The organism is Mechercharimyces sp. CAU 1602 (genome assembly GCF_024753565.1).
GTDB lineage: Bacteria > Bacillota > Bacilli > Thermoactinomycetales > JANTPT01 > Mechercharimyces.
This window is the reverse complement of record NZ_JANTPT010000001.1, coordinates 1,241,210-1,266,944: the sequence shown is the minus strand read 5'-3', so window position 1 is coordinate 1,266,944 and position 25,735 is coordinate 1,241,210. Positions and strand designations below refer to the sequence as shown.

Here is a 25,735-nt window from a genome sequence, read left to right as displayed (position 1 = left end):
AGTGATCTCCTTAGTGAGGGGAGAAGTGAAAAAGAATATTGGCTTCTCTTTCCTCGATAAATCGTTCTATCTGTTTGGCAGCGAAGAGTGAGTGAGCAGCGCGCCCTGCAGGTCCTCCTGGAAGTTGATAAGAAATGATATCAGTCATCAGCACGCTACCATCGGGCTTTGATTGAAAGTGGTGCTCATGATGCCAAAATGTAAAAGGACCTGCAATTTGTTGATCAATAAAGGATTGATTCGTCTTCATATGGGAGACTACGCTAGTCCATCGTAATGGAACAAAAGGGATAAGCTCTACTATAATATGAAATAACATGCCAGGATAAAGGTACGTTCCATGGGGTGTGTGCAAATTCAGGTTTATTTTAGGTGAGGTAATCTGCTCAATGTTACTTACATCAGTAAAGAATTTCCAAGCGGTTGTAAGAGAGATGGGTAAGTGTAGCTTCCTCGTAATCGTGTGCATGGTTTAAATACCCTCCTTCGTTTACTTCCCTTAGTAACACTATATCTATGCTTATATGACTTGTGAAGTGGTGTAGTAGAAGAGGTAGGTATGTAGGAGACCTTTTGTGGCACATACTAAGTGTCGTCAAAGGAGGTTGAATCAATGCCAAAGCAGGAAAACGAAGAAAAAAGCGAAAAACAGCAGGAAGTACAGGAGCATGAACGGAAAAATGTGATGGATGCGATCGAAAAATTAGGGCAGACCAGTGTACCCCAAGGGGAGTCTAATATTCACTGTTTAACGGTGGTGGGGCAGATTGAAGGTCACCTCCTAATGCCGTCGCAAAATAAAACCACCAAGTATGAACATGTGATTCCGCAGTTGATTGCGGCAGAACAAAACCCGAAGATTGAAGGGATGGCCGTTATTTTAAACACGGTCGGGGGAGATGTGGAAGCAGGTTTAGCCATTGCTGAGATGATTGCAACAATGAGTAAGCCGACTGTCTCGTTAGTATTGGGAGGGGGGCATAGCATTGGAGTCCCCATTGCGGTGGCAGCAGATCTTTCTTTTATTGCTGAATCCGCTACGATGATTATTCATCCAGTTCGATTAAATGGGCTTGTGATCGGGGTTCCGCAGACGTTTGAGTACTTAGAAAAGATGCAAGACCGTGTGATTCGCTTTGTAGAGGCACACTCTAGTATTAAAGAGAAGACATTTAGGGAGCTAATGTTCCAGACGGGGGATTTAGCACGTGATATTGGCACAAATCTGATTGGAGAGGATGCTGTGAAGCATGGATTAATTGATCGTGTTGGTGGTCTCGGTGTTGCTCTTCGTGAGTTAAATCGTATGATTCAAGAACGAAGACAGCCACAAGAGGTGGTTCAATGATTCATTACACTGTGCTTCCACATGAGTTAATATATTTGGATCCAGATCAACCACAAGCGGACACAAAAGAAGTTGTAATTGATGGAGTTACAGTAGAAGTGCTGATGAACACGAGCGGTCAAGCACAAATTGTACGTCTTCTCTCTTCCGATCCAGAGCACTTCCTCAACCCTCGGTTACAGCCAGGAAGTCAAATAAGTATGGTGCCCTCCGTTTAGTTTTACCGTTTGGAGTGAAGGTATGGAAGAGAGTTTCCATGCTATAATGGGGGAAGGAATGAGCATGCGGGAAAGGTGATCACTTTATGCCGAAAAAAAAGAAAAAGCAAAAGAAGAAGGACACCTTGCAACAAGCCATACGCTTTGAGATCTATGGCATTGCACTATTTACGGTCTCATTGATAGCTATGGCGAGACTAGGGGCTGTCGGACGCTCTCTTAGCTATATATCTCGCTTCATCGTAGGGACTTTCGATTTTCTCATCCCGCTGATGGGGATCATCATTGCAGGATATATTATGATTAAACGCCAGTGGCCACAGAAATGGTCGGCACGGTGGACGGGCATTCTGTTTATCATATTGGCACTGCTGATATGGAATCACATGAACACGTTTGTGGCGTTGCGTGCTGCTGGAGAAGAAGGGTCTGTTTTAGCTGTAAGTTGGGAGAAAATCTTAGAAGAGCGCAATTCACGCTTACCCACGGATATTGGTGGAGGAATGGTAGGTGCAGTGGGGTATGCTCTTTTCTTATACTTGTTTTCTAATACAGGTACCCCGTTTGCGATTGTAGCACTCCTCTTAGTAGGGTTTATTTTGACGGCACGCCTCTCTTTCATCCACTTATTTCAAACCGTGCGTCAAGCATCGGGAATGAAGTTTTCAGAGTGGAAGACGATGGTGAACCAGCGCTGGCGAGTGCACCAGTCCAAGAGCAAGCAGCAGGGGGAGAAGGAAGAGAAAGAGGCTCCTACATCTGCACGTGTGACAGAGTTAACCCAAGCAGAGAGTCCTGTAATTCATGATTTTGCCGATCGTCAGTTAGAGCAGGAAAAAAGAGAACAGCTGTCTTTATTTGCTGAAGATTCTTCTGTTCCCCCTCCTGTAAGTGAGGAAGGAAAGGCAGATGCATCAGGCACATCTCTTCATATGATGACCGAACCAGATTCTGCCTATCGTCTTCCTCCGTACAGTTTACTAAGTAAATCGAAGAAGCAAGGGCGAGGTCGGGAACGTAAGGATATGACTGCTAATGCGAAAAAGTTGGAGACTACCCTGGAGAGTTTTGGCGTACAAGCACAGGTGACTCAGATTCATCGTGGTCCTACAGTAACTCGCTATGAAGTTCAACCAAGCACGGGTGTGAAGGTGAGCCGCATAGTTAACTTGGCAGATGACCTGGCGTTAGCACTGGCAGCAAAAGACATTCGTATTGAAGCGCCGATTCCAGGAAAAGCGGCAGTAGGTATCGAGGTTCCAAATCAAGAAGTTTCAATTGTTGGCTTGCGTGATGTACTGGAAAGCTCGCAATACCACGAGGCAAAATCGAAATTAAGTATTGCGCTAGGACGTGATATCTCGGGAGAAGCGATTGTGGCTGATTTAGCTAGGATGCCACATGTATTGGTGGCAGGAGCTACTGGTTCCGGGAAAAGCGTTTGCATAAACGGTATTATAAGCAGTTTGCTCTATAAAGCAAAGCCGCACGAAGTAAAGCTGATGATGATAGATCCGAAACGGGTAGAATTAAATATATATAATGGTATTCCTCATCTTCTCACCCCAGTCGTAACAGATGCTCGTAAAGCAGCGATGGCCTTGAAGAAAGTAGTAGCCGAGATGGAGAAGCGCTATGAACTCTTCGCTCAGACAGGTGCTCGCGAGATTGAGCGTTACAACCAGATGATTCGTGATAAGAAAGAAGAGGGGCTTCATCCACTCCCGTATATCGTTGTCATTGTAGACGAGCTGGCTGATTTGATGATGGTCGCTCCACAAGATGTGGAGGAAGCAATTAGTCGTTTAGCTCAAATGGCTCGTGCAGCAGGAATACATCTGATTTTGGCAACCCAGCGACCCTCGGTTGATGTGATTACAGGTATTATTAAGGCTAATATTCCCTCACGCATTGCTTTCGCAGTCTCTTCACAGGTGGATTCGCGTACGATTTTAGACGGTAGTGGGGCGGAAAAATTACTAGGTCAAGGGGATCTACTCTATTTGCCTGTAGGTGCATCTAAGCCGACACGTATTCAAGGGGTGTTTGTATCTGATCAGGAAGTGGATACTATCGTCCATTATGTGAAGGAACAACAAGAAGTTCATTACCAAGAGGAGATGATCCCAACTGCCGAAGAACATGTACAGGCAGAGGATGTGGACGATGAATTGTATCCGCGCGCGGTACAATTGGTGGTGGAATCAAAAGCGGCTTCTGCTTCTCTCCTTCAACGTCGCTTACGAGTTGGCTATACGCGGGCAGCACGGTTGATTGATATGATGGAAAATAGGGGTGTAGTAGGTCCGTACGAAGGGAGCAAGCCACGTGAGGTTTTGATCACTCAAGAGCAATGGCATGCTCAAAGAAATATTTCGGTCTAAATATGAGCCTCTTTGTAAGTGGCATCATGATCCCGAGTATGGTATAAATGTGATGGGACAGCTTTCATTCTTACCGTAAATAGTAGAACGCAATCTGCAATAATGGTGTGACGTTCAGTAAATTGTTACGGGAAGAGTCGCCCGGATGAACGATACTGAAAGGAGAATCGTATACATGAAGAAGAAAAGTTGGCTGATTCTGCTGTTGAGTGCTATGTTGGTTTTATCTGCGTGTGGAAGTGGCAGTGGAGATGAGAGCAAAGAAGGTAAAGATGGAGGTCTCAAGCTGGGACTGGTAACGGATACTGGTGGGATTAATGATGAATCCTTTAACCAGACAGCTTGGGAAGGGATGAAGCAAGCAGAGAAAGAGTTAGGTGCAGAAGTAAAGTACTTAGAATCCAATAAAGACTCGGATTATATTCCGAACTTGACGAAGTTGATTCGTGGAGATTATGATCTTACTTGGGGTATCGGATTTAAGTTTGAAGAAGCGATGAGAGATATTTCGGATCAATTCCCGGATGCAAAATTAGGGATTGTGGACACCAATATGGGTGGAAATATTCCTGATAACGTTGTAGCTGTTACTTTTAAAGAGCATGAAGGCTCTTTCTTGATGGGAGTTATCGCGGGAGCAACCACGAAAACGGATAAAGTTGGTTTTATCGGTGGGATTGAATCTGAACTCATCAAGAAGTTTGAAGCAGGTTATCGTGCTGGAGTACATGCTGTTAACCCGGATGCAGAAGTAAAAGTAGCATACGCAGCCAGCTTTACGGATACAGCTAAAGGTCGCTCGCTAGCCAAGAGTATGTATAATGATAACACTGATGTTATTTACCACGCAGCAGGCGGAGTAGGAAAGGGACTCTTTAGCGAAGTGAAAACACGGGAACAAGGAAAATTTTGGGCTATTGGTGTTGATATGGATCAATCTAGCCTCGCACCTAATCATACCTTGAGCTCGATGATTAAGAAGGTGGATGTCGCGGTTTATGATGTCGCCGCTAGTTTGGATAAAGGAACGTTTGAGGGTGGAAAAGAAGTTGTACTCGGCTTGGAAGATGATGCGGTCGGTATTGCTACTACGAGTAACAAAAACACCCCAGATGATGTACTAAAGAAAGTGGACGAGTATCGCAACAAAATCATCGATGGTGAAGTTAAAGTTCCTGCCACAATTGAAGAGCTTGAAGAGTTTATGAAGTAAATTGCATACGAAGGTATGATGATAAGGGGCTGGCGTTGGCTAGCCTCTTTACATGACGGAGGAAGGGGGAGCCACAACCATGAATGTGGTGGAGATGAAAGGCATTACTAAACGCTTTCCTGGAATTGTCGCTAATGATTCCATTAATCTGCAAGTTAAAAAAGGAGAGATTCATGCGCTATTAGGTGAGAATGGTGCAGGAAAGTCTACCTTGATGAACATCTTATTCGGACTATATCAGCCAGATGAGGGTGAGATCTTTCTAAAGGAAGATCGAGTCGCTATAAGCGGTCCAGCAGACGCAGATCGTTATGGGATTGGAATGGTACATCAGCATTTTATGTTGGTGGAGCCATTTACGGTAACGGAAAATATTATGCTGGGGGCAGAGACAAAGAAGGGGCCCTTTCTTGATCGACTGAAAGCGGAGAAAGAAGTGCAGGAGATTTCTGATCGCTACGGATTAAAAGTGGATCCTAAAGCAAAAATAAGGGATATCTCAGTCGGGATGCAACAGCGAGTAGAAATCTTAAAAACCTTATATCGCGGAGCAGATGTATTGATCTTTGACGAGCCAACCGCCGTATTAGGACCACAGGAAGTAGAAGAGTTGCTCGCAATTATGAAAAACTTGGTGGCTGAGGGCAAAACAATTATTTTTATCACACATAAACTTAAGGAAATTATGAGTGCCTGTGATTCCGTCACCGTTATTCGGCGTGGACGAGTGGTCGACTCTTTATCCGTTAAAGATACGAATGAAAAAGAGTTAGCAACGAAGATGGTAGGGCGTGAAGTTACCTTTTCTGTAGATAAAGAAGATAAGGATAGCGGTGAAGTGGTGCTACAAGTGGAAAACCTCGTGGTAAACGATCATCGTAACCTTCATGCTGTCGCTGGATTAAACATGGAGGTTCGGGCGGGAGAAATCGTTGGGATCGCTGGTGTCGATGGAAATGGGCAATCGGAGCTGATCGAAGCGATTACCGGATTGCGTAAAGTCGAATCAGGGAGCATAAAACTAAGAGGTAACGAAATTACCAAGAATACTCCACGTCAAATTGACCAAGCAGGGGTAGGACATATTCCTGAAGACCGTCATAAACGCGGTTTAGTACTGGACTTTTCCATAGGTGAAAATATGGTATTAAAAACGTATCATCAATCTCCGTTTGCGCGAGGAATCTTAATGAATTACCCTGCAGTATTTGAACACGCGAAGAAGCTCATCGAAGAGTACGATGTTCGTACTCCGGACGAGCATACGATGGCACGGGCGCTCTCAGGTGGTAATCAGCAAAAGGGCATTATTGCGCGCGAAATAGATCAAGATCCTGAACTCCTGATCGCTGCACAGCCAACACGTGGATTGGATGTGGGTGCGATCGAATTTATTCACGGTAAGCTGATCGAACAGCGTGATAAGGGCAAAGCCGTATTGTTGGTCTCCATGGAGCTGGATGAGGTGCGTAATTTAAGTGATCGTATCGCTGTGATATATGAAGGAAAAATTGTGGGTTGGGTTGATCCAAAAACAGCAACTGAAGAAGAATTGGGTCTGCTGATGTCATCTGGAACACAGGAACGAGAGGTGAAAGCGTAATGCAAGCACTGCTAAAAATGAATCGTCAGTCCCCCCTATTGTTATCACTCATCTCAGTTGTGTTGGGTTTGGTTGTGGGGGCAATCTTTATGTTGATCGCGGGCTATAACCCCATCACGGCATATGGCGCCTTGTTTGCCTCAGCGTTTTTAGACCCATTTGATATTGGTGAGACATTGCGACAGACGGCTCCACTACTATTGACGGGATTAGCAGTTGCATTGGCATTTCGAACAGGTCTCTTTAATATCGGGGTGGAGGGTCAGGTCATCGTAGGGTCTTTAGCGGCGGTGATTGTAGGAACAAAGATGAGCCTTCCTTATGGCTTACACGCCTTCGTTGCGGTACTAGCAGGAGCGTTGGCAGGTGCGTTATGGGCGTATATCCCTGGATTGCTTAAAGCAAAGCGCGGCGTTCATGAAGTAATTACGACCATTATGATGAATTTTATCGCTTTAAGTTTAGCAAATGTATTAATTAGAGAGTGGCTTGCTGGAGGGTCTGATAAAACAGAGCGTATTTCAGAAAACGCGTCGATCAGAGTAGATTGGTTATCTTCTCTTTTCGCCAATTCCCGTATTAATTTAAGCGTGTTTATAGCTTTGTTAATTGCACTCTTTATGTACTTTTTACTTTGGCGCACTACTTACGGATATGAAATGCGCTCTGTGGGTTTAAATAAATATGCTGCGCAATATGCCGGGATCAATGTGAACCGGAATATCGTGATGTCAATGATGATTTCAGGTAGCTTTGCTGGGATTGCAGGTGCATCAGAGGTGCTGGGTACGTTTGAATACTTGGCAATTCAAGAAAGTTTTACGGGATTGGGCTTTGATGGAATTGCTGTAGCTCTATTAGGGGCAAATACGGTGATTGGTACCATTTTCTCTGCCTTCCTCTTCGGAGCGTTAACTTATGGTGGAGGCGCGATGCAGTTTGAAGCAGGTGTTCCTTTTGAGGTTGTACGCGTGGTTTTTGCCGCCATTATCTTATTTGTAGCAGCTAATATTTCGAGTATTATTGGGAAAGCATTGGGCTTGGATAAGCGAGGTGATAAAGATGCTTGATATCATTTCTAATATATTACAATCCATGGTTATCTATGCGACTCCTCTGATCTTGACAGCACTTGGTGGGCTCTATTCTGAACGATCTGGTGTTGTTAACATCGGGCTGGAAGGCATGATGATCATTGGTGCTTTTACAGCAGCGATCACCAGTCACTACACCGGTAGCCCATGGCTGGCTTTGCTGTTCGCTGCGATTGCGGGAATGTTTATTGCACTGCCGCATGCAGTCGCATCGATTACATTAAAGGCGGATCAAGTTGTAAGCGGTGTGGCGGTTAACTTTTTGGCCTTGGGGGTTTCCGTTTATTTGGTAAAGACGCTGTTTGATGCGGGGCAGACGCCTACAGTGCCCGTCTTGGAGCGAATCTCAATACCGATTCTAAACGAAATCCCTGTGATTGGAACCGCTTTTTTTGATATGTATCCTACTTCCTATTTAGCGGTTTTCGTGGTGATAATCACCTATATTATTCTTTTTCATACGGTATTTGGAATGCGTCTGCGTGCGGTGGGCGAGCATCCGCATGCAGCAGAAACGGGAGGAATTAGCGTTGTAGGGATGCGCTATACTGCTGTTATTATCAGTGGAATCCTGGCTGCACTGGGTGGGGCTGGATTATCGATTGCGATTGGGAATGAATTTAACGCTACTACGGTAGCAGGACAAGGCTTTATTGCTTTAGCAGCTTTAATCTTTGGGAAGTGGCATCCACTGGGAGCTTTTGGTGCGGCCAGCTTTTTCGGTTTAACGGTAGCTCTCGCGCTCGTAGGGCAGCTGGTAGGGTTAACTGCGTATGTTCCGAGCGGCGTTCTCAATATGATTCCTTATGTATTAACGATTTTAGTGTTAGCTGGCTTTGTTGGGCGGGCTGAAGCTCCCTCTGCATTAGGGAAGCCGTTTGAAAAAGGTACACGCTAATACGATGAAACGAATGAAACCTTTCAGTTTAGCTCACACACTGGGGAATTAGGTAGGGTGTGACCCCATCTGATGGGAAAAGTCCCTGTTCGAACGGGGTCTAACCCATTCTAAAGAGATTAAACGCATTTCCTGACTGACAGGGGATGCGTTTTTTGGAATGAGAAAAGGGATGAAAATAATGGTGTAAAATCAGAAGAGGGAGGGGATATAATAAAGGGAGAGCGTTGTTTGTATGAAAATAATGATTGAAGGTGGGGTCGCATGTCTTTTGTACCATTTAAGACCGTTGCTGTGGGCGGGATTCGCTTACATCTTTCAGTTTCAGATAAATTTAAAACGAATGTTGTAATGGCTATGATTCAACAAGAGCTTGCAGAAGAGAAAGTAACACAGACATCACTTCTTGCTAATGTATTAGAACGAGGAACTCGTTCTTATCCATCTACTCTCCAACTGAAGCAACAGTTGGAATCCCTGTATGGAGCGATTCTGTTTTCCGGCACTTTTAAACGAGGGGAGCGTCAAATCCTACAGGTAGGGATGGAGTTGGCCAACGAGGTTTATTTGCCCGATCAGGTAAACTTACTTGAGCAAGGCATTCAGTTGATTGGGGAATTACTCTTCCAACCTGCGATTGAGGAGGATGGCTTTCTTCCCATGTATGTAGAAGCAGAAAAGAAGAATTTGCAACAGCGGATGGATGCATTAAAAGATGATAAAATACGATATGCTGCGCAGCGTGCAACAGAAGAGATGTGCAAAGAGGAACCTTTTGCCCTCTCTAATCTGGGGAAACCCGAAGTGATTCCTACGATTACGTCACAGTCTCTTTTTACATATTATCAAAAGGCAATTGCCAATCAGCCATTAGATCTTTATGTCATGGGGAATGTAGAGCAGGAACATGTAGTTGAACTGATCAAAGCGAACTTTCCATATACATCTGAGCGAGAAACAAAGGTGGAAACGAAAGCTGTTGGTCATGTGGTTACGGAAGTTCGTGAAATTGTGGAGCGCATGGATGTTAAGCAAGGGAAGCTTAATATGGGTTGTCGTACACAAATCTCAATGGCAGATGAAGATTATATTCCATTACTTGTGTACAATGGAATCTTGGGTGGTTTCCCGCATTCTAAACTGTTTGTCAATGTACGGGAAAAAGCAAGTCTCGCTTACTACGCATCCTCTCGGTTGGAGAGTCATAAGGGTGTGTTGATGATACAGGCGGGGATTGAGATGGGTAACTACAAACAAACTGTAGATATTATTAAGGCACAAATGAATGCGTTAAAAGACGGAGAGATCTCAGATAAGGAACTGACGCAGACGAAGGCGATGCTATGTAATCAAATGCGCGCGCGACAAGATCGGGCAACTGATATGATCGATTATCATTATCACCATGTACTTTGTGGTAAAGAGCGAAGCTTAGCGGAAACAATAGCAGAGATTGAATCAGTTACGAAAGATGATATACGCCGAGTGGCGGAACAGATACAGTTGGACACGGTGTATTTCTTGCGGGATCAAGAGGAGGGGGCAGCCAATGGAACAGCTTAGAGACCAACTTCTACAAGAAACGTATTACCAGGAGCAACTAGATAACGGCTTAACAGTCGTACTACTTCCCCGACCAGACTATGTGAAGACGTATGCGATGTTTACCACACGTTATGGTTCGATTGACCAGCACTTTCGTTTGCCAGATGGAGAAAAGTTGTTAGTTCCAGATGGGATTGCCCATTTTCTCGAGCATAAAATGTTTGAAGAAGCTGAGGGGGATGTTTTTCAACAGTTTTCGCAACAGGGAGCATCCGCAAATGCGTTTACCTCGTTTAATCGCACCTCTTACCTATTTACGGGGACAGAGAAGATCGAAGAAAATCTAACGACATTACTTAACTTTGTACAGCGCCTCTACCTCACAGATGAAAATGTAGAGAAAGAAAAGGGGATTATTGGCCAAGAAATCCGCATGTATGAAGATAATCCCGATTGGCGTGTTTACTTTGGTTTGATTGGAGCACTGTTTCAAAAGCATCCCGTAAGGATCGATATTGCGGGAACAATTCAATCGATTGCAAAGATCGATAAAGAGGTTTTAACGACGTGTCACGAAACCTTTTATCACCCTAGCAACATGTTTCTTTTTGTCGTCGGGCCGATGGATCCAAAAAAGACGATTGCGTTGATTAGAGAGAACCAGGATAAAAAGCCTTTCCGTGATCGGCGTGAGATTGAGCGCTTTTTTTCTAAAGAGCCAGAGGCGGTTGCTACGAAGCGTGCAGAAACTTCCCTCAGTGTAGGGATTGGGAAATGTTACTTTGGGTTTAAAGAGATCAAGTTGGGAGCACAAGGCGATCAATATTTAAAACAGCAACTATCTACCGAATTGATGTTGGAGTCTATATTCGGAAGTGGATCATCATTTTATCAGTCTCTATACGATGAAGGTCTAATAGATGAGCAATTTGGTGCAAGCTATAGTTTGGAAAAAGAGTTTGGCTTTTCGGCAATAGGTGGGGATACGGTTGATCCAGATCGTTTATTGACCCGTGTGAAAGAAGAACTTCCGAAAAGAGTGAAACAAGGAATTTCAGAAGATGATTTTCTTCGATTGCGCAATAAGGAGATGGGGAGAATGGTGAAAGCATTTAATTCCCCTGAATGGATTGCCAACCAATATACCGGGTTATGGCTAAATGATGCTAGTTTACTACGGTACTTGCCAGTGTTAGATAATTTAACGGTTGATGATGTGAACCAAAGGATGAAAGAGCATATAGATGAAGAACGCTTTGCCGCCTCAATCGTGAAACCGTTGTAAGAGTTGTGCTGTTATTATCTGTGTAAAAAATGGGCTGTCATCTTCTTAAGAACGTTACAAGGTGACAGCTCTTTTTTGTGGACTTTAGGTACGAAAGTAATGTGATGGAGGTGAAAGCGTTACATTCCTTACAGTTTGTAGCGTATGGAAATGGGGTTAGTTAAAGAGCGGGAAGTTGTTTTCATTTCAGGTGGGAGTAGGGGCATTGGCGCAGCCACAGCAGTAAAGTTGGCACAGTCCGGTTTTGATATTGCGATCGGTTTTCGGACAGCCCAGTCTGATGCTCAACGTGTTATACAGGAATGCAAAACATATGGTGTAAGGGCAGTGGCGGTGCAGATGGATGTATGTAGAAAAGAGGATGTAGAGCGGGGAATGCGAGCCATAAAGTGGGAGATGGGAAGTCTTCCTATGGTATTGATTCATTGCGCTGGAATTTCACGTGTCGGTTTGATTCAAGATGTGACGGAGGAAGAGTATGAAGAGATGATGAATGTGCATGTGCGAGGGGCGATCTATCTTATTCAACAAGTTGTAAATGATATGATCCGCAACCAGTACGGGCGTATCATTCTTTTATCCTCTATTTGGGCAGAAGCAGGCGGTGCGGGAGAAGTGTTGTATTCGACAGCGAAGGGAGCAATTAATGGGCTGGTGCGATCACTTGCTAAAGAGTTAGCACCCTCTGCGATCACCGTCAATGCAGTCGCACCTGGGGCGATTGCTACAGATATGGTAACCAATCATTTAAACGATGTGGAGCAGCACATGTTAGCCGAGGAGATTCCCTTGGGTCGATTAGGGGAGGCGAATGAAGTGGCGGAAATGATTGCGTACTTATGTGAGCGAAGAGCAGGCTATGTGACAGGGCAAGTCTTGCATATAAATGGAGGATGGTACCCCTGATTTTGGTGGATGCAGGGGAATGTATAGGGAAGTGGGAACGCGGACATATTACCTTTAGAAGGCTTAATCCAAGCTTGTTTGCAGAAGGAGGAAAAAACATGTCTGTCCTAGAAAATTTTCAGGAGTGGAAAAGCTTTTTGAATGATCGTCTGGATCAGGCGGAATCGTTGGGTGTAGATAACGAAACGATTAGTAATATGGCATATCAATTGGGTGATTATCTTGCTAAAGGGGTAGATCCCAAAAACCACCAAGAACGGGTATTAAAAGAGTTGTGGGATGTTGCCTCGGAAGAAGAACAACATACAATCGCAAATTTAATGGTAAAATTAGTTAAACATTAGCAAAAGGCGATGAGTGATTTAAAAGCGAGTGATCCTGTGAAAGTCGCAGAATTACTCGCTTTTCTCTATTATCCTTTACATTAAGAAAATTCTATTATATTATATCCACATGTCTTATAGATGTGCTCTTTCGCTTATTTTGCAAGGTTTTCTTACACCGAGGGTTCGCTTATTGACTAACATATGCTATACTATTATATAAATACTTACTACGTCTATGGCTTGAAAGGTGTGACTTTCTTGGGCGGACACGACTGGTATTTGGAGTACCACATTCACAAGAATCGTCCCGGTCTTTTGGGCGACATCGCTTCGATCCTTGGAATGCTCTCCATCAATATCTTGACGATTAATGGAGTGGAGAACCAACGCCGTGGGATGCTCTTGCGAACGGATGATCGCGAGAAAATTCACGCATTAAAGCAAATCCTGAATCGAATAGATAATATAACCATCACCGCTATGCGTCCACCGACACTGATTGACCGCATGGCAGTACGCCACGGTCGTTATTTGGATCGTTGTTTAGAAGATAAGCGCACCTACCGATTTACACGTGATGAATTGGGCCTATTAGTAGACTTTTTAGCTGAGATTTTTCAAAAGAAAGGGCATCAGCTAATAGGTGTGCGAGGAATGCCCCGGGTTGGGAAAACGGAATCGATCGTTGCCTCTAGTGTGTGTGCCAACAAGCGCTGGACTTTTGTTTCATCCACGCTCTTGCGACAAACGATTCGCAGTCAGTTGGCTGATGATGAGATGGTTCCCGACAATGTTTACATCATTGACGGAATTGTGTCCACACTCCGCTCAACCGAGCGGCACCATATGCTAGTCCGTGAAATTATTCGGATGCAGGCAACAAAAGTGATTGAGCATCCTGATATCTTTGTGAGAGAGACAGAATATGAATTGGATGATTTTGATTATTTCATTGAGTTGCGCAATCATCCAGATGAAGAAATCACTTATGAGTTGCTAGATACTGGCTTCTCTGCTTTTGATATAAGTTAAAGTGTATATAAGAGATATAGACAGTAAGAGTAATGGGGATTTAAAGAATATAATCAGGGGGTGCAGCTGATGTCAGGAATTGGAGTTCAGCTGAAACAAGCTAGGGAGTCGATGGGATTAACGTTAAACGATGTGCAGAGAATGACGAAGATACATTTAGAATATTTACAAGCGTTAGAGCAGGATCAATTTGAATTGCTTCCGAGCCCATTTTATGTACGAGCATTTTTACGCTCATATGCACATAGCTTAGGGTTGGATGCAGAGCCGTTTCTAGACCGTTATGATAAAATGGATAGTGGGCAACCGGAGACGGGTCCACAACGAGAATCATCACAAGCTCCCCGTGCGGCCACAGGGCGGGAGCGTGGAGGTAGAGCCGATACTCCTCCACAACGTTCACGGACAAGCTCGCAAGAAACAAAGCGGATGAGAAGGCCGCAACAACCTCTACAAGATACGACGCAATCGCTTTCCCGTAGTCAACGTCACCCTGTTGTGCAGGATACGACGAGACTGAAAGCACAACAACCTGTGGATAATCCAGCAGGTGTTACCAATTCGGGTAAACGAAACACCGTGAGTATCGAACAGACAAAAGTAGCAGGGAAAGCACCTCTCTCTCGTAGTACAGGTCGACATGTCCCTGTGACCGATAATGGCAAGGGACCTTTATCATCTGAACGTTCCTCTACCGTGTCAGCGATGATGAATGTGAAAAAACCGAAGCTGAGCAAAGGGGTTTGGGCTGGTATTGTAGCTGCAGCACTCTTGATTCCAGCGACGATCTTTGGTGTTTCACAATTAGGTGGAGATGAAGAGTCAGCGAAAAAAGAACAAGTGGTAGCAGCTGATTCGCAGACCAAGGCGGCTAAATCAGACTCCACTGGAACCGCAAGCGCTGAAAAGGTTGCTGAGAAGGGACTCGTGCAAAAAGAGTATGGGGACTCAGATGCTGAAGGTGTTTTATACGAGCTAAAAGGTGAGAGTGAGATTGTTGTTAGTATCCGTATGGAAGGAACAGAGGATGTTAGCGTTCGTTTTGGGGACAATGTTAACGAAACCGATGAAAATTTCAGTTTGGAAACAGGGAAGAAAAGAGAGCTGAAAAAGGATGATTTCATCTGGTTCCGTGTTACTAAACCATCCGATACAAAGATTGAAGTAAATGGTCATGAAATTGATACGACGGCGGACGATCTGCCAAAGAGCTATCGAATCAAACTAGTGAAGAAATAATGAACGACTAGGGAGGTGGGCCGGGTGTCAGATGAAATCGGTCTCCGGCTCAGACGGGCAAGAGAAGCGATGGGGCTGTCAGTAGAAGAATTAGCAGAACAAACTCGCATACAACCGTCAGAGCTGATGATAATTGAAGAAGGACGGTTTGAAGAATTGCCCAGTCCTTTTTACGCGCGTTCCTATTTACGCTCCTACGCTAATGCTGTTGGAGTGGAACCACAAACGGTCTTGCGCCAGTACCGCGTGAGTGAACAACAGCGTATACGTGGTGAAAGTGAACCCCCTTTGGCGGGGAACTCGCGTGCAGGCAGAGTAAAGCGCAATCAGAGACGTATGGATCCAGGCTCTCGACCAGCAGTACCCGAGGAGAAGCAGGTCATTCAGGAAGAAAAGAGAACAGAGTCGCCTTCTTCTCCTCTGGTGGAGGGTAGATCGAGAACACAGGCTCGGTCGAACCGTATTGTGAGTGATGAGTTAAACCAAACCCCACCGAAACGGGAACAGGAAGAATCTACAGCTGCTTCATCTACACGGAGGATGGAACCGGTTACACCTAAAGATGAGATCCCATCCCGCAAAGAAAAAGAAGCCGTGCCTCAATCCACAATGAATACCCGCCGGGTGCAAATGCCAACAGATCTGCCCCGCCCAGAAGAGGTGGGTTTGCCGTCACGTAGTCGCAAAGATGATCAAGAAAAACAAGAGGATCTTTCTTTGCGTAGCCGGATTGAAAAGGAACAAACACCTTCTCAACAACTTTCTCGAGGGCGAGCAGAGGTAGCCGCCAGTAAAGAGGAACCCACTAAGCAGGATGAGGAACCGCTTCCACAGACATTATCGCGTACGGCCAAGCAAAGAGCGATCTCTGAAGGGGATCGTCGCACACGTGCAGGTGGAGGCTCTTCTACAGCTGAAAGCTTGATGCTGATGGAAAACCCGCAGAAAAAGAAAAAAAGTTCCTGGTTTGAATCTACTTTTAATCGTATCTTGCTTATTGGTATATTACTTCTAATTCCCGCTGCGATTTTTGTTGGGCTGCAGCTGTTAGGTGACGATAGTAAAAAATCTCCGGAGGCAGATTCTGCAGCTGAGGCAAGTGATGAGAAGAGTGATGAAAAGGAAGGCTCAACTCCACAAGAAGAGTCGGGAACAAAAGGTGTTCTGACGAAGGTTTCCTCAGGAGAAGGTGAGCCTGATGTATATGAACTATCTGGAACAGATAACATCGAAGTTGTCGTTGAAACCGAATCAGCTGTGTGGATACAGATTCGTGAATTTGAAGAGCTGGTAAATCGGGCAGGAATATTAGCAGATAAGAAGGTAGGATCTAACGATAAAGAAGTGTTTACCTTTGATAACGATGAGATTTGGATTGAATTTGGTAACACTTCAGGTTTAAAGGAAGTGAAGGTGGGCGGAGTCCCAGTAGAACTATCTTCTTCCGAACCTAATAAGAAACTAAACATTAAACACCTCAAATAATGCTCCCTTAGACGGGAGCTTTTTTGACATGGAATATAGGGGTAAGGTATACTGAAATGACTTAAGGGAACTCATCTTCTTAAGCAATATGCTGGTTTACCGCCCTTTTTAACCGAAGTCATCATGGGGGATGAGATTCATGCTAGAGTTAAACGAGGTACGGAAGCGTAGTGGATTAAGCTTGGAAGGGATACATAAAGAAACAAAGATCCCGCTCCAATATATAAAGGCGATTGAAGCGGGTAGTTGGGATGAGCTCCCCCCAGCTAAAGCTCGCCTGTATTTGCTTTCTTACGCTCAACATGTGGGTGTGGATGCAGATGACCTTTTTTCGGAGTATGACGAACAGCGAACAGATGCTAGGCATCAGGATGGAAATGATCTGGTGCGGACTCGATCCGAACGTGTACAAGCGCGGACTCGAGGTCATAAGACGAAGGTTATGGGCCAGGCCCTGATTTCGATGATCCGAGAGTCGTGGCAGACGAATCGTCTGAGATGGTGGGTGATTGGTGGGCTTACAACCGTTGTTCTTATTTTATCTGCAACAGGAGCGCTGTATTGGTTAGGATCTGATCAGCCTAAAGAAGTCGTTGATGCTACCTCTGGCGCAAAGGATGAAGAGTCAGTTTCCGCCCCTGTTAAAACTGACCAGAGTGTAGAAGCTGAAGGTGACCTGGCGACAGACGCACAGTTGGAATTGGTTAAACCTGCTGAACTAAATCAGTATGGTGACGAGTATGTTGTGCGAAATGTGAAAACGGTTCAGGTGGACGTGAAGGCGAAAAAAGATGTTCTCATCCGATATCGGGCAGGGGGGCCAACAGAAGAAATTACGGAAGAAACAACGATGAATAAAGGTACATCAAAAAGTTTTGCCCATGATGAATGGGTCTCGATCTATATGGAACGCCCAGATCAAGTAGAGCTGGTTGTAAATGGTGTTGGTATTGATACTAGCGGATACTCGAAAGCACAAGCTTTTCAATTGAAACGTGCAGATGAGAAGCAGCAGGGTGAGAATTAAACTAAAGGCTCTGCTGTTTTGACACGTATAAAAGGCCTCGCTTATACTTGTAGCAGATTGATTTAATGGTTGTGGAGGAAATGAATATGGTAATGTCCTGCGAAGGGGGGCTCCTGCTGTGAATCTGGCCAATCGCATTACGTTAGCCCGTATCTTCCTAGTGCCTGTAGTGATGTTCTTTTTGCTGGTAAGCTATGATTTCGGTCAGGTTTACATAGGGAAAGAAGCAATTTCGCTAAATGAGATCATAGCAGCGTTCATCTTTATACTAGCCGCTGCGACAGATGGCTTGGATGGTTATATTGCACGCAAAAGAAAGATTGTGACGAACTTAGGGAAGTTTTTAGACCCATTGGCGGACAAACTTCTAATTACAGCAGCGCTCATCTCTTTGGTAGAGATGCAGAGACTGGATGCGTGGGTGGCGATTGTGATCATTAGTCGTGAATTTTCCGTGACGGGCCTACGCTTAGTTGCTGCTGCTGAAGGGCAAGTGATCGCTGCTAGTCCGTTGGGCAAATTAAAAACAATCATCCAAATTGTTGCTATTGCTGCATTGATTTTAAATAACTTTCCTTTTTCCTACTTTGCTGTTCCCTTCAGTGAGATTTTGATTTGGTTGGCTGTAATCATAACTGTCATTTCCGGTGTGGATTACTTTTATAAGAACAGAGGGGTTATTCGCTTTTCAAAATCGAAATAATGTACGGGAAGGGAAGATGATATGCGAGCAGAAATTATAGCAGTTGGCACGGAGCTTCTGCTTGGACAAATTGTGGATACACATGCCGCCTATCTCTCACAGGCGCTATCTGAGCTTGGGATTGATATGTATTATCATACAACGGTCGGAGATAATCAAAAGCGGCTGGAAGACATTCTTATGCTTGCTTCCTCACGTTCTGACTTAGTGATTCTGACAGGCGGATTGGGACCTACCGAGGATGATCTTACAAAAGAGGCTGTGGCAGCAATGCTTAACATTCCATTGGTGGAGCATGCGCCATCATTGGAACGGATTGAGACGATGTTTCGTAAATTTGGGCGCACGATGCCACCTGCAAACCGCAAACAGGCATTAATGTTTAAAGATGGTATAGTTTTTGAAAACCGGCGTGGAACCGCCCCTGGTATGGGGGTGACACATAAAGGTGTTACCTATATTTTGATGCCAGGTCCACCCCATGAATTGAAAGCGATGTTTGAGCGCACAGTTCGCCCATATCTGGTAGGACTGCTGCCCCAGGCACATGTTGTTCACTCCAAGGTACTACGTTTTTATGCGATTGGTGAATCCCATTTGGAGGAAGAAGTGGGCGATCTTATCAAAGCGCAATCCAATCCGACAATTGCACCCCTAGCCAAAGAGGATGGAGTTACGCTGCGTCTAACAGCAAAAGCAACAAGTATAGAAGAAGCGACTTCACTTATTGCTCCCGTTCGGCAAGCGATTTTGGAACGGGTGGGTGCATACTGCTATGGAGAAGATGACGAGTCGCTAGAGCAAAAAGTGGTAGAGGAATTGGAGAGACGTCAATTAACTTTAGCACTGGCGGAAAGTTGTACTGGTGGGTTACTGGCTCAAGCTGTGACTAGTGTCCCAGGAAGTAGTAAGGTACTGCGTGGAGGGATTGTTTGTTACACCAACGAGGCGAAGCATCAACTTCTGGGTGTAAGTAAAAGTCGGCTGCAACAGTATGGTGCAGTAAGTGGAGAAGTGGCAGCAGATCTTGCCGAAGAAGCATGTGCACGAATTAACGCAGATGTGGCTATTTCGATCACAGGAGTGGCAGGGCCAGATTCTGTTGAAGGAAAAGAAGTGGGGACTGTATATATCGGACTTGCGGAAACAGGAAGGAAGGCAGTGATATATCAGCTCGCACTGCGGGGTACGCGGCGCTCCATACAGCGTCGTGCCGCAAATTATGCTTTATTTATCTTAATGGAACGTATACAGAAAGGTGTAGACATGCATGAAGTCATTTGAGATGTTCGAATTAGATGAGCAGGTATTACAAGGTGTGAAGGAGATGGGCTTTGAGGAGCCGTCTCCCATTCAAGAGCAATGCATTCCGATCGTTCTTCGTGGTGAAGATGTGATTGGGCAGGCACAGACAGGTACAGGTAAGACGGCTGCCTTCGGCATTCCTATCCTCGATCATGTGGATGTAGAGCGGCGGGTGGTACAAAGCCTCATTTTGGCGCCAACGCGGGAATTGGCGATCCAAGTATCAGAGCAGATCCAACGTATTGGTCGTAAAAAAAATGTACGCACGTTGCCCGTATATGGAGGACAATCCATCGGTCATCAGATTAAAGTATTAAAACAAGGTGTTCATATTGTGATCGGAACGCCTGGTCGTGTGCTCGATCATCTGCGGCGGGGGACTTTGAAGCTAGATGATGTGGAGATTATGGTGCTAGATGAAGCCGATGAAATGCTGGATATGGGTTTTGTTGACGATATTGAGGATGTAATGAAATATTTGCCCAATCAACGCCAGCTGCTGCTCTTTTCAGCGACGATGCCACGTGCTATTCGCTCCTTGGCGCAAAAGTATATGCGTAAGCCGCGCTATATCACTGTGAACCGGGGAGAAGTGACGGCACCTGTAATTGAGCAAGTGGTGTATAAAGTGTTAGACAGCGGGAAGCTAGATGGGCTTTGTCGCTTGTTAGATAGTGAGGATGTTGGTTTAGGGATCGTCTTCTGCCGGACGAAAAAAGGTGTAGATGAACTGGCTGATTCTTTGTCGGCACGTGGTTACCTTGCGGGGGGATTGCATGGTGATTTAGCGCAACCTCAACGTGATCGCGTTATGAATGCCTTTCGTCGACGCGAGATTGATTTGTTGATCGCCACCGATGTAGCTGCCCGTGGGATAGATGTCGGTAATGTTTCGCACGTAATTAACTATGATATTCCGCAAGATGCGGAAAGCTATGTGCATCGCATTGGTCGTACAGGGCGCGCTGGCCGAACAGGGAAAGCCCTTACGCTGGTTACTCCACGCGAGACGAAACAGTTACGCAGTATTGAGCAAGAAGTGGGATTCCGTTTGAAGGTGCGCTCGCTACCTACCTTGGAAGAAGTAGCAGAGAAGCAACAAGAGGCATGGGGTGCTCGTTTAGAGGAGACCATGAAGTCAGATCAAGAATATCCGATCTTTGACAGTATGGTAAAAGAGCTATCGACCCGCTATAATCCAGAACAGATTGCGATCGCGGCACTTCATCTCGCGTTTGCTGATCGCTTTACCAGCGAAACTGATGCCAATTATAACTTCGGGGAAACGGGTGCATCTCCGGGGATGGTTCGTTTCTTTATCAATGTGGGTCGCAATGCCGATATTCGTCCAAGGGAATTGGTTCAAGCGATTGCAGATCAGGCGGGTATTGAAGCGAAAGAGGTAGGGCGAATCAACATCTATGATCGCTTCTCTTTTGTAGAAGTTCCAGAAGAGGCTGCTCCGTTTGTCTTTGAAGCTTTACGGCAAACGCGTATCAATGGTGCACGCGTCAATTTAGAACCTGCACGCCCGCGTGAGCGTTCCTAACAAAAAAAACTGCCTTTCCACTCATTAGATAGTGGAAAGGCAGTTTTTTTATTTCTCCAGGTTAGGTAGTTTATATCCTCTGAAAATGAAACACGTAGCTTATGGTCGGCATAAATTACAGTGTAATGGAGAATGGAGGGTAGAGATGAAAGATTTATTTTATGAAGAAGATGTAGCCACTCAACAGATGGGTTTGAAAGCAGTATGTGTACATTTTTATGAAGATAGTGTGGGATATGAAGATCTAGTGACGGGTGCTATGGTTAGAATGCGATTTATTGGAAGCGAAGGTGTAAGTCGAACGAAGAGTAGCAGGGGAGAAGTACTTTATTCTTCACTCTGGCGAGGGGTTGACTTATGGTATTATCGTACGGCAATTGGTTGGAAATCAGATTGGGTCATACAGGCGGACTCAGAGGGATTAGGGGCAATTCAGTTTTCTTTTGAAAGTGAAGAGGCTCCTTACCTCGATGAGGAAGGAAGGCTGTGTATTGCAACCAACACAGGGGTATTCATCGAGGAAATCCCGGTTGCTATGCAGTTTGATCACTCTTTGTCTAAACAGATCGTAGCTGTTCAATATAATGTTCGTTCAGATGGCAGTATTGGGTTTGAACCAAACGGAGAATACGATCAAAAGCGTCCTCTCTTGATTGATCCAGTGGTACGTTATTCTAGCTATTTGGGAGGGACTGAGTTTGATTCGGGGAAAAGCATTGCCGTCGATTTAGAAGGGAACGCGTATGTAACAGGACGCACCTTTTCTAATGATTTTCCAGTTACTTCGGGTTCATTTCAAACTCGTTTGCGTGGAGGTTCAGATGCTTTTATTACAAAAGTGAACCCAGGAGGATCGTCCCTGCTTTACTCTACTTATTTAGGAGGAATAGGAGTAGATTTTGGATGTGGGATTGAAGTGGATGAGGAGCAAAGGGCTTATGTGACAGGGACGACACAATCCCCTAATTTCCCTATTACCTCTGGAGCGTTTCAAAGTAAACTAGCGGGTTCAGATGCGTTTGTGACCAAGCTAAACGCAAGCGGGAGTTCCCTTCTTTATTCTACATTTCTTGGAGGAGCAAATGGGGTGACACAAGGGGCAGACATTAAAGTGGATGCGGAAGGGAACGCTTATGTAGCCGGAGCGAGTAGTTCGAAGGAGTTTCCAGTTACATCAGGCGTGATCCAAACCAGTTTTACTGGCCAGTCCCCTAATTTCGCGGGTACGATTAGTAAATTTAATGCTAGAGGCTCCTCTTTGTTGTACTCCACCTATCTAGGTGGGAGTGATGAGACGCAATTGATAAGTGCGCTTGCTCTTGATGATAGCGGGAATGTTTATGTGACTGGAGGTACACTGGCCAGTAATTTCCCTGTTACAGCCGGTGCGTTTCAAACGCAACTAGGAGGAATTTCTTCTGCTTTCATCTCTAAAATAAATGCAACTGCGACCACCCTTCTCTATTCTACATTTTTAGGTGGGAACAACTTTATCGATATCACAGAGGGGCATGGCATCTCCATCGATTCCGATGGGAATGCCTATGTTACCGGTTGTACATCATCGACTGCTTTTCCCACTGAACGTGCTTTTCAACCCAATTTTGGGGGAAATGTAGATGGGTTCGTCAGTAAGTTCAATCGAACAGGATCAGCGTTGCTCTATTCTTCTTATCTAGGTGGCGGAGGGATTGATGATGGCTTAAGTATTGCGTTAGACTCTTTTCAAAATGCCTGGATTTCGGGTTTGACCCAATCAGAAAATTTCCCTGTTACCCCGGATGCGTTTCAGAGTCGTCGAAGAGGGTCGCAAAATGCTTTTATCGCTCAGGTAAGTTCTATCGGATCAGGCTTAACCTATTCCTCATACTTAGGTGGAATCGCATCTGAGGCGGGTGAAGATATTGTAGTGGATGAGTTTAGAAACGTATATATGACCGGGTTTACTTCGTCAGCAAACTTTCCTGTGTCGCTAGATGCGGTTCAGCAACAGTTTGGTGGGAATGCGGATGCATTTTTGTTTAGTCTGGTCTTTCCTGGGCAGGCTGTGCGCGGGGCGACGGGACCGACGGGGGCTACAGGTGAACGGGGCCCACGTGGGGCGAGGGGGGCAAGAGGGATCTCGGGATCGAATGAACGTTGACTCTTAAAGTGGTGTTACCTGGACATGGGGCGGCAGAAGACGAAAGAGGCCGTCTGCTTGGCACTGTGCCAAGCAGACGGCCTCGCTATTACTTAATGAATGCCTAGCGCCATTTTGGCATAGCGGGACATTCTATCTTTAGACCATGGCGGGTTCCATACAATTTCAACTTCTACTTCTTTTACACCGTCAACTTTGGTAACGGCTTGTGTTACCATCTCTTGGATCATACCGGCTAGTGGGCATCCCATCGCTGTCAGTGTCATCGTAACTTTTGCTTTTCCATCCTCTTCTACATCTACACCGTAGACAAGACCAAGGTTGATAATATCAATATTTAGCTCTGGATCAATAACCTCTTCCAGTGCTTCCATAATCATCTCTTCTTGTTTTTCTTTATCCATTGTGGTCCACCTCATTTTTTGCAAAAGGTTCTTCCTGCTCTTCTTTACTGTACCATATGCGCGAGTGGGTTAAAATAGGTAGAAAAATAATCGAATAAATGTTCGTAAACAACCTTGGCAGGCAGAGAAAAACCATGTATGATGAATATATAGATTGATAGAAGAGATCGAGAGGAAGTGGAATGGGATGTCGGATCGTAAACAAGCATTAGATATGGCGTTACGGCAGATCGAAAAGCAGTTTGGTAAAGGGTCCATTATGAAGATGGGGGAGGATTCTTTCCCTCCAGTAGAGACCATTCCGAGTGGTTCTCTAGCTGTAGATATTGCTCTAGGGATTGGTGGATATCCGCGTGGGCGAATTATTGAAGTATATGGTCCAGAATCATCTGGTAAGACAACCGTCGCTCTTCATGCGATCGCAGAGGTTCAGCGCGCTGGTGGTCAAGCAGCTTTTATTGATGCTGAGCATGCTCTTGATCCTGTATATGCACGTAAATTAGGTGTCAACATAAGCGAATTACTACTTTCTCAACCGGACACTGGGGAGCAAGCATTAGAGATATCAGAAGCATTGGTGCGTAGCGGTGCTGTGGATATTATTGTGGTTGACTCCGTTGCAGCGCTGGTTCCCAAAGCAGAGATCGAGGGTGAGATGGGAGACTCGCACGTGGGGCTGCAAGCGCGCTTGATGTCACAGGCATTGCGTAAACTATCCGGTGCGATTAGCAAGTCGAAAACGATTGCTATTTTTATTAACCAACTACGTGAAAAAGTAGGCGTGATGTTCGGGAACCCGGAAACAACTCCAGGTGGACGAGCACTTAAGTTTTATTCGAGTGTTCGCTTGGACGTACGACGTGCGGAAACCATTAAGCAAGGTCAAGATATGGTAGGGAATCGCACACGCATCAAGGTAGTGAAAAATAAGGTAGCACCACCGTTTAAACAAGCGGAAGTAGATATTATGTACGGTGAAGGAATCTCGAAAGAGGGAAGTATTCTCGATATCGGTAGCGATCTCGATATTGTGGATAAGAGTGGTTCTTGGTACTCCTTTTCAGGTGAGCGCTTGGGACAAGGACGTGAAAATGCGAAACAGTTTTTAAAAGAGCATGTCGAGATCGCAGGGCAGATTGAACGTAAGATTCGTGAGCATCACCAGCTGATTCAACCGGAAACGCAAACGGTGGAAGCTACGAGCGATGAGCAGAAGAAAAAAGGAAAGAAGAAAGAGGCTTCGCTCGATGTGCAATAAGAGTTAGGTGAGCAGGGAGGATGGGGATCATGACGACAGACGGCGTGATTACCCGAATTGAAAAGCAGCGAGGACGTACGCAGCGATATCACTTGTATCGCGATGATGTATACTGGGGCACTATTCATGAGGAAGTGCTAGTCAAAAAAGGTTTGCGTAAAGGCCTATCTCTAGGTGCTGAGGAATGGGGTCAGATTGGAGAAGCAGAAGAGCGTAGTCAAGTGCGACAATCTGCTCTTCGTCATCTCAGCTATAAACCGCGAACAGCACATGAAGTGCGTCGATTTCTTTTGCAGAAGGAGTATGAGGAGCATCATGTGGAGGAGATTATCAGCGAGTGTATCGATCATGGATACATAGATGATGATCGCTTTGCTACCGCCTGGGTTGCGGAGCGGATGCAGAGTAAGGGTTTAGGAAAACGCGTGTTGCGTCAAGAACTGGAGCGTAAAGGGATCTCGATAGAAGTGATCAACCAGGCGGTAGCGCAGATCGAAGAGGAAGACGAATGGGACATGGCACTCATGATGGCTGAAAAACGGTATCCACGGTTGGCACATCTGCCATGGCCAACCGTGGAACGGCGTTTGAGTGGCTATTTGTTACGCCGTGGTTATTCTGCGAGCCATGTATTTCAGATTATGCAACAGTTGCGAGACAATCATCAAGTAAAATAATGATAGTTTAAACAAAGCAAATTCACCCTACCTCAGTAGGGTGAATTTGCTTTGTTTGTGTGAGGTTATTATGCGTCGAGGTAGACTCCAGCG

The 25,735-nt window shown here is 45.3% G+C and carries 23 protein-coding genes; 21 read left to right on the top strand and 2 right to left on the bottom strand.

Annotation, left to right across the window (positions count from 1 at the left end):
* Positions 1 to 10: 10 nt before the first annotated feature.
* Entirely contained in the window at positions 11 to 469 is a 459-nt protein-coding gene (locus NXZ84_RS06645) for an SRPBCC family protein (protein WP_258839484.1), read from the bottom strand.
* A gap of 144 nt (positions 470 to 613) precedes the next feature.
* Between NXZ84_RS06645 and NXZ84_RS06640 the strand changes: the two genes are divergently transcribed.
* From NXZ84_RS06640 to NXZ84_RS06550, 19 genes are all read left to right on the top strand, one after another.
* Entirely contained in the window at positions 614 to 1,348 is a 735-nt protein-coding gene (locus NXZ84_RS06640; protein ID WP_258839483.1) for a ClpP family protease, read from the top strand.
* Positions 1,345 to 1,566 carry a YlzJ-like family protein gene (locus NXZ84_RS06635; protein ID WP_258839482.1) on the top strand — a complete coding sequence of 74 codons (222 nt, stop codon included), beginning with the start codon at positions 1,345 to 1,347 and terminating at the stop codon, positions 1,564 to 1,566. Before NXZ84_RS06640 ends, NXZ84_RS06635 begins: the two co-directional genes overlap by 4 nt.
* Before the next feature lie 86 nt (positions 1,567 to 1,652).
* Complete coding sequence (locus NXZ84_RS06630; RefSeq protein WP_258839481.1) at positions 1,653 to 3,950, top strand: FtsK/SpoIIIE family DNA translocase; 2,298 nt, start codon at positions 1,653 to 1,655, stop codon at positions 3,948 to 3,950.
* Between the two features lie 175 nt (positions 3,951 to 4,125).
* Positions 4,126 to 5,163 (top strand): BMP family lipoprotein, encoded by a 1,038-nt coding sequence (locus NXZ84_RS06625; RefSeq protein ID WP_258839480.1) that lies wholly within the window; start codon positions 4,126 to 4,128, stop codon positions 5,161 to 5,163.
* A gap of 79 nt (positions 5,164 to 5,242) precedes the next feature.
* Complete coding sequence (locus NXZ84_RS06620) at positions 5,243 to 6,766, top strand: ABC transporter ATP-binding protein (protein ID WP_258839479.1); 1,524 nt, start codon at positions 5,243 to 5,245, stop codon at positions 6,764 to 6,766.
* Entirely contained in the window at positions 6,766 to 7,836 is a 1,071-nt protein-coding gene (locus NXZ84_RS06615) for an ABC transporter permease (protein ID WP_258839478.1), read from the top strand. Before NXZ84_RS06620 ends, NXZ84_RS06615 begins: the two co-directional genes overlap by 1 nt.
* On the top strand, positions 7,829 to 8,758 hold the full coding sequence (locus tag NXZ84_RS06610) for an ABC transporter permease (RefSeq protein ID WP_309495646.1): 930 nt from the start codon (positions 7,829 to 7,831) through the stop codon (positions 8,756 to 8,758). The genes NXZ84_RS06615 and NXZ84_RS06610 overlap by 8 nt, the downstream gene beginning before the upstream one ends.
* 264 nt (positions 8,759 to 9,022) lie before the next feature.
* Positions 9,023 to 10,321 (top strand): EF-P 5-aminopentanol modification-associated protein YfmF, encoded by a 1,299-nt coding sequence (gene yfmF / locus NXZ84_RS06605; protein WP_258839477.1) that lies wholly within the window; start codon positions 9,023 to 9,025, stop codon positions 10,319 to 10,321.
* Entirely contained in the window at positions 10,308 to 11,588 is a 1,281-nt protein-coding gene (yfmH, locus tag NXZ84_RS06600) for an EF-P 5-aminopentanol modification-associated protein YfmH (protein ID WP_258839476.1), read from the top strand. Before yfmF ends, yfmH begins: the two co-directional genes overlap by 14 nt.
* 144 nt (positions 11,589 to 11,732) lie before the next feature.
* Positions 11,733 to 12,494: an elongation factor P 5-aminopentanone reductase gene (ymfI, locus tag NXZ84_RS06595; protein ID WP_258839475.1), complete on the top strand. Its 762-nt coding sequence runs from the start codon at positions 11,733 to 11,735 to the stop codon at positions 12,492 to 12,494.
* Between the two features lie 98 nt (positions 12,495 to 12,592).
* Positions 12,593 to 12,838: a DUF3243 domain-containing protein gene (locus tag NXZ84_RS06590; RefSeq protein ID WP_258840354.1), complete on the top strand. Its 246-nt coding sequence runs from the start codon at positions 12,593 to 12,595 to the stop codon at positions 12,836 to 12,838.
* Positions 12,839 to 13,078: 240 nt separating this feature from the next.
* Positions 13,079 to 13,852 carry a DUF3388 domain-containing protein gene (locus tag NXZ84_RS06585; protein WP_258839474.1) on the top strand — a complete coding sequence of 258 codons (774 nt, stop codon included), beginning with the start codon at positions 13,079 to 13,081 and terminating at the stop codon, positions 13,850 to 13,852.
* A gap of 69 nt (positions 13,853 to 13,921) precedes the next feature.
* Positions 13,922 to 15,091 (top strand): helix-turn-helix domain-containing protein, encoded by a 1,170-nt coding sequence (locus NXZ84_RS06580; RefSeq protein WP_258839473.1) that lies wholly within the window; start codon positions 13,922 to 13,924, stop codon positions 15,089 to 15,091.
* 24 nt (positions 15,092 to 15,115) lie between these two features.
* A complete protein-coding gene (locus tag NXZ84_RS06575) occupies positions 15,116 to 16,576 on the top strand; it encodes a helix-turn-helix domain-containing protein (RefSeq protein ID WP_258839472.1) in 1,461 nt (486 codons plus the stop codon).
* Positions 16,577 to 16,715: 139 nt separating this feature from the next.
* The gene (locus NXZ84_RS06570; RefSeq protein ID WP_258839471.1) at positions 16,716 to 17,603 is read left to right on the top strand and encodes a helix-turn-helix domain-containing protein; all 888 of its coding nucleotides are present in this window, start codon (positions 16,716 to 16,718) and stop codon (positions 17,601 to 17,603) included.
* Between the two features lie 118 nt (positions 17,604 to 17,721).
* Positions 17,722 to 18,306, top strand: a complete 585-nt coding sequence (pgsA, locus tag NXZ84_RS06565; protein ID WP_258839470.1) for a CDP-diacylglycerol--glycerol-3-phosphate 3-phosphatidyltransferase — start codon at positions 17,722 to 17,724, stop codon at positions 18,304 to 18,306.
* Positions 18,307 to 18,327: 21 nt separating this feature from the next.
* Positions 18,328 to 19,590, top strand: coding sequence for a competence/damage-inducible protein A (locus NXZ84_RS06560; protein ID WP_258839469.1), 1,263 nt, complete (start codon positions 18,328 to 18,330; stop codon positions 19,588 to 19,590).
* Positions 19,577 to 21,160 (top strand): DEAD/DEAH box helicase, encoded by a 1,584-nt coding sequence (locus NXZ84_RS06555; protein ID WP_258839468.1) that lies wholly within the window; start codon positions 19,577 to 19,579, stop codon positions 21,158 to 21,160. Before NXZ84_RS06560 ends, NXZ84_RS06555 begins: the two co-directional genes overlap by 14 nt.
* 145 nt (positions 21,161 to 21,305) lie before the next feature.
* The gene (locus NXZ84_RS06550) at positions 21,306 to 23,303 is read left to right on the top strand and encodes an SBBP repeat-containing protein (protein ID WP_258839467.1); all 1,998 of its coding nucleotides are present in this window, start codon (positions 21,306 to 21,308) and stop codon (positions 23,301 to 23,303) included.
* Positions 23,304 to 23,395: 92 nt separating this feature from the next.
* Here NXZ84_RS06550 and NXZ84_RS06545 read toward each other — a convergent pair whose 3' ends face one another.
* Positions 23,396 to 23,707 carry a metal-sulfur cluster assembly factor gene (locus NXZ84_RS06545; RefSeq protein ID WP_258839466.1) on the bottom strand — a complete coding sequence of 104 codons (312 nt, stop codon included), beginning with the start codon at positions 23,705 to 23,707 and terminating at the stop codon, positions 23,396 to 23,398.
* 187 nt (positions 23,708 to 23,894) lie between these two features.
* Here NXZ84_RS06545 and recA point away from each other — a divergent pair, with 187 nt between their 5' ends.
* Both recA and NXZ84_RS06535 read left to right on the top strand, forming a co-directional pair.
* Positions 23,895 to 24,965 carry a recombinase RecA gene (recA, locus tag NXZ84_RS06540; protein ID WP_258839465.1) on the top strand — a complete coding sequence of 357 codons (1,071 nt, stop codon included), beginning with the start codon at positions 23,895 to 23,897 and terminating at the stop codon, positions 24,963 to 24,965.
* A 29-nt stretch (positions 24,966 to 24,994) separates the two neighbouring features.
* Complete coding sequence (locus NXZ84_RS06535; RefSeq protein WP_258839464.1) at positions 24,995 to 25,642, top strand: regulatory protein RecX; 648 nt, start codon at positions 24,995 to 24,997, stop codon at positions 25,640 to 25,642.
* Positions 25,643 to 25,735 lie beyond the last annotated feature (93 nt).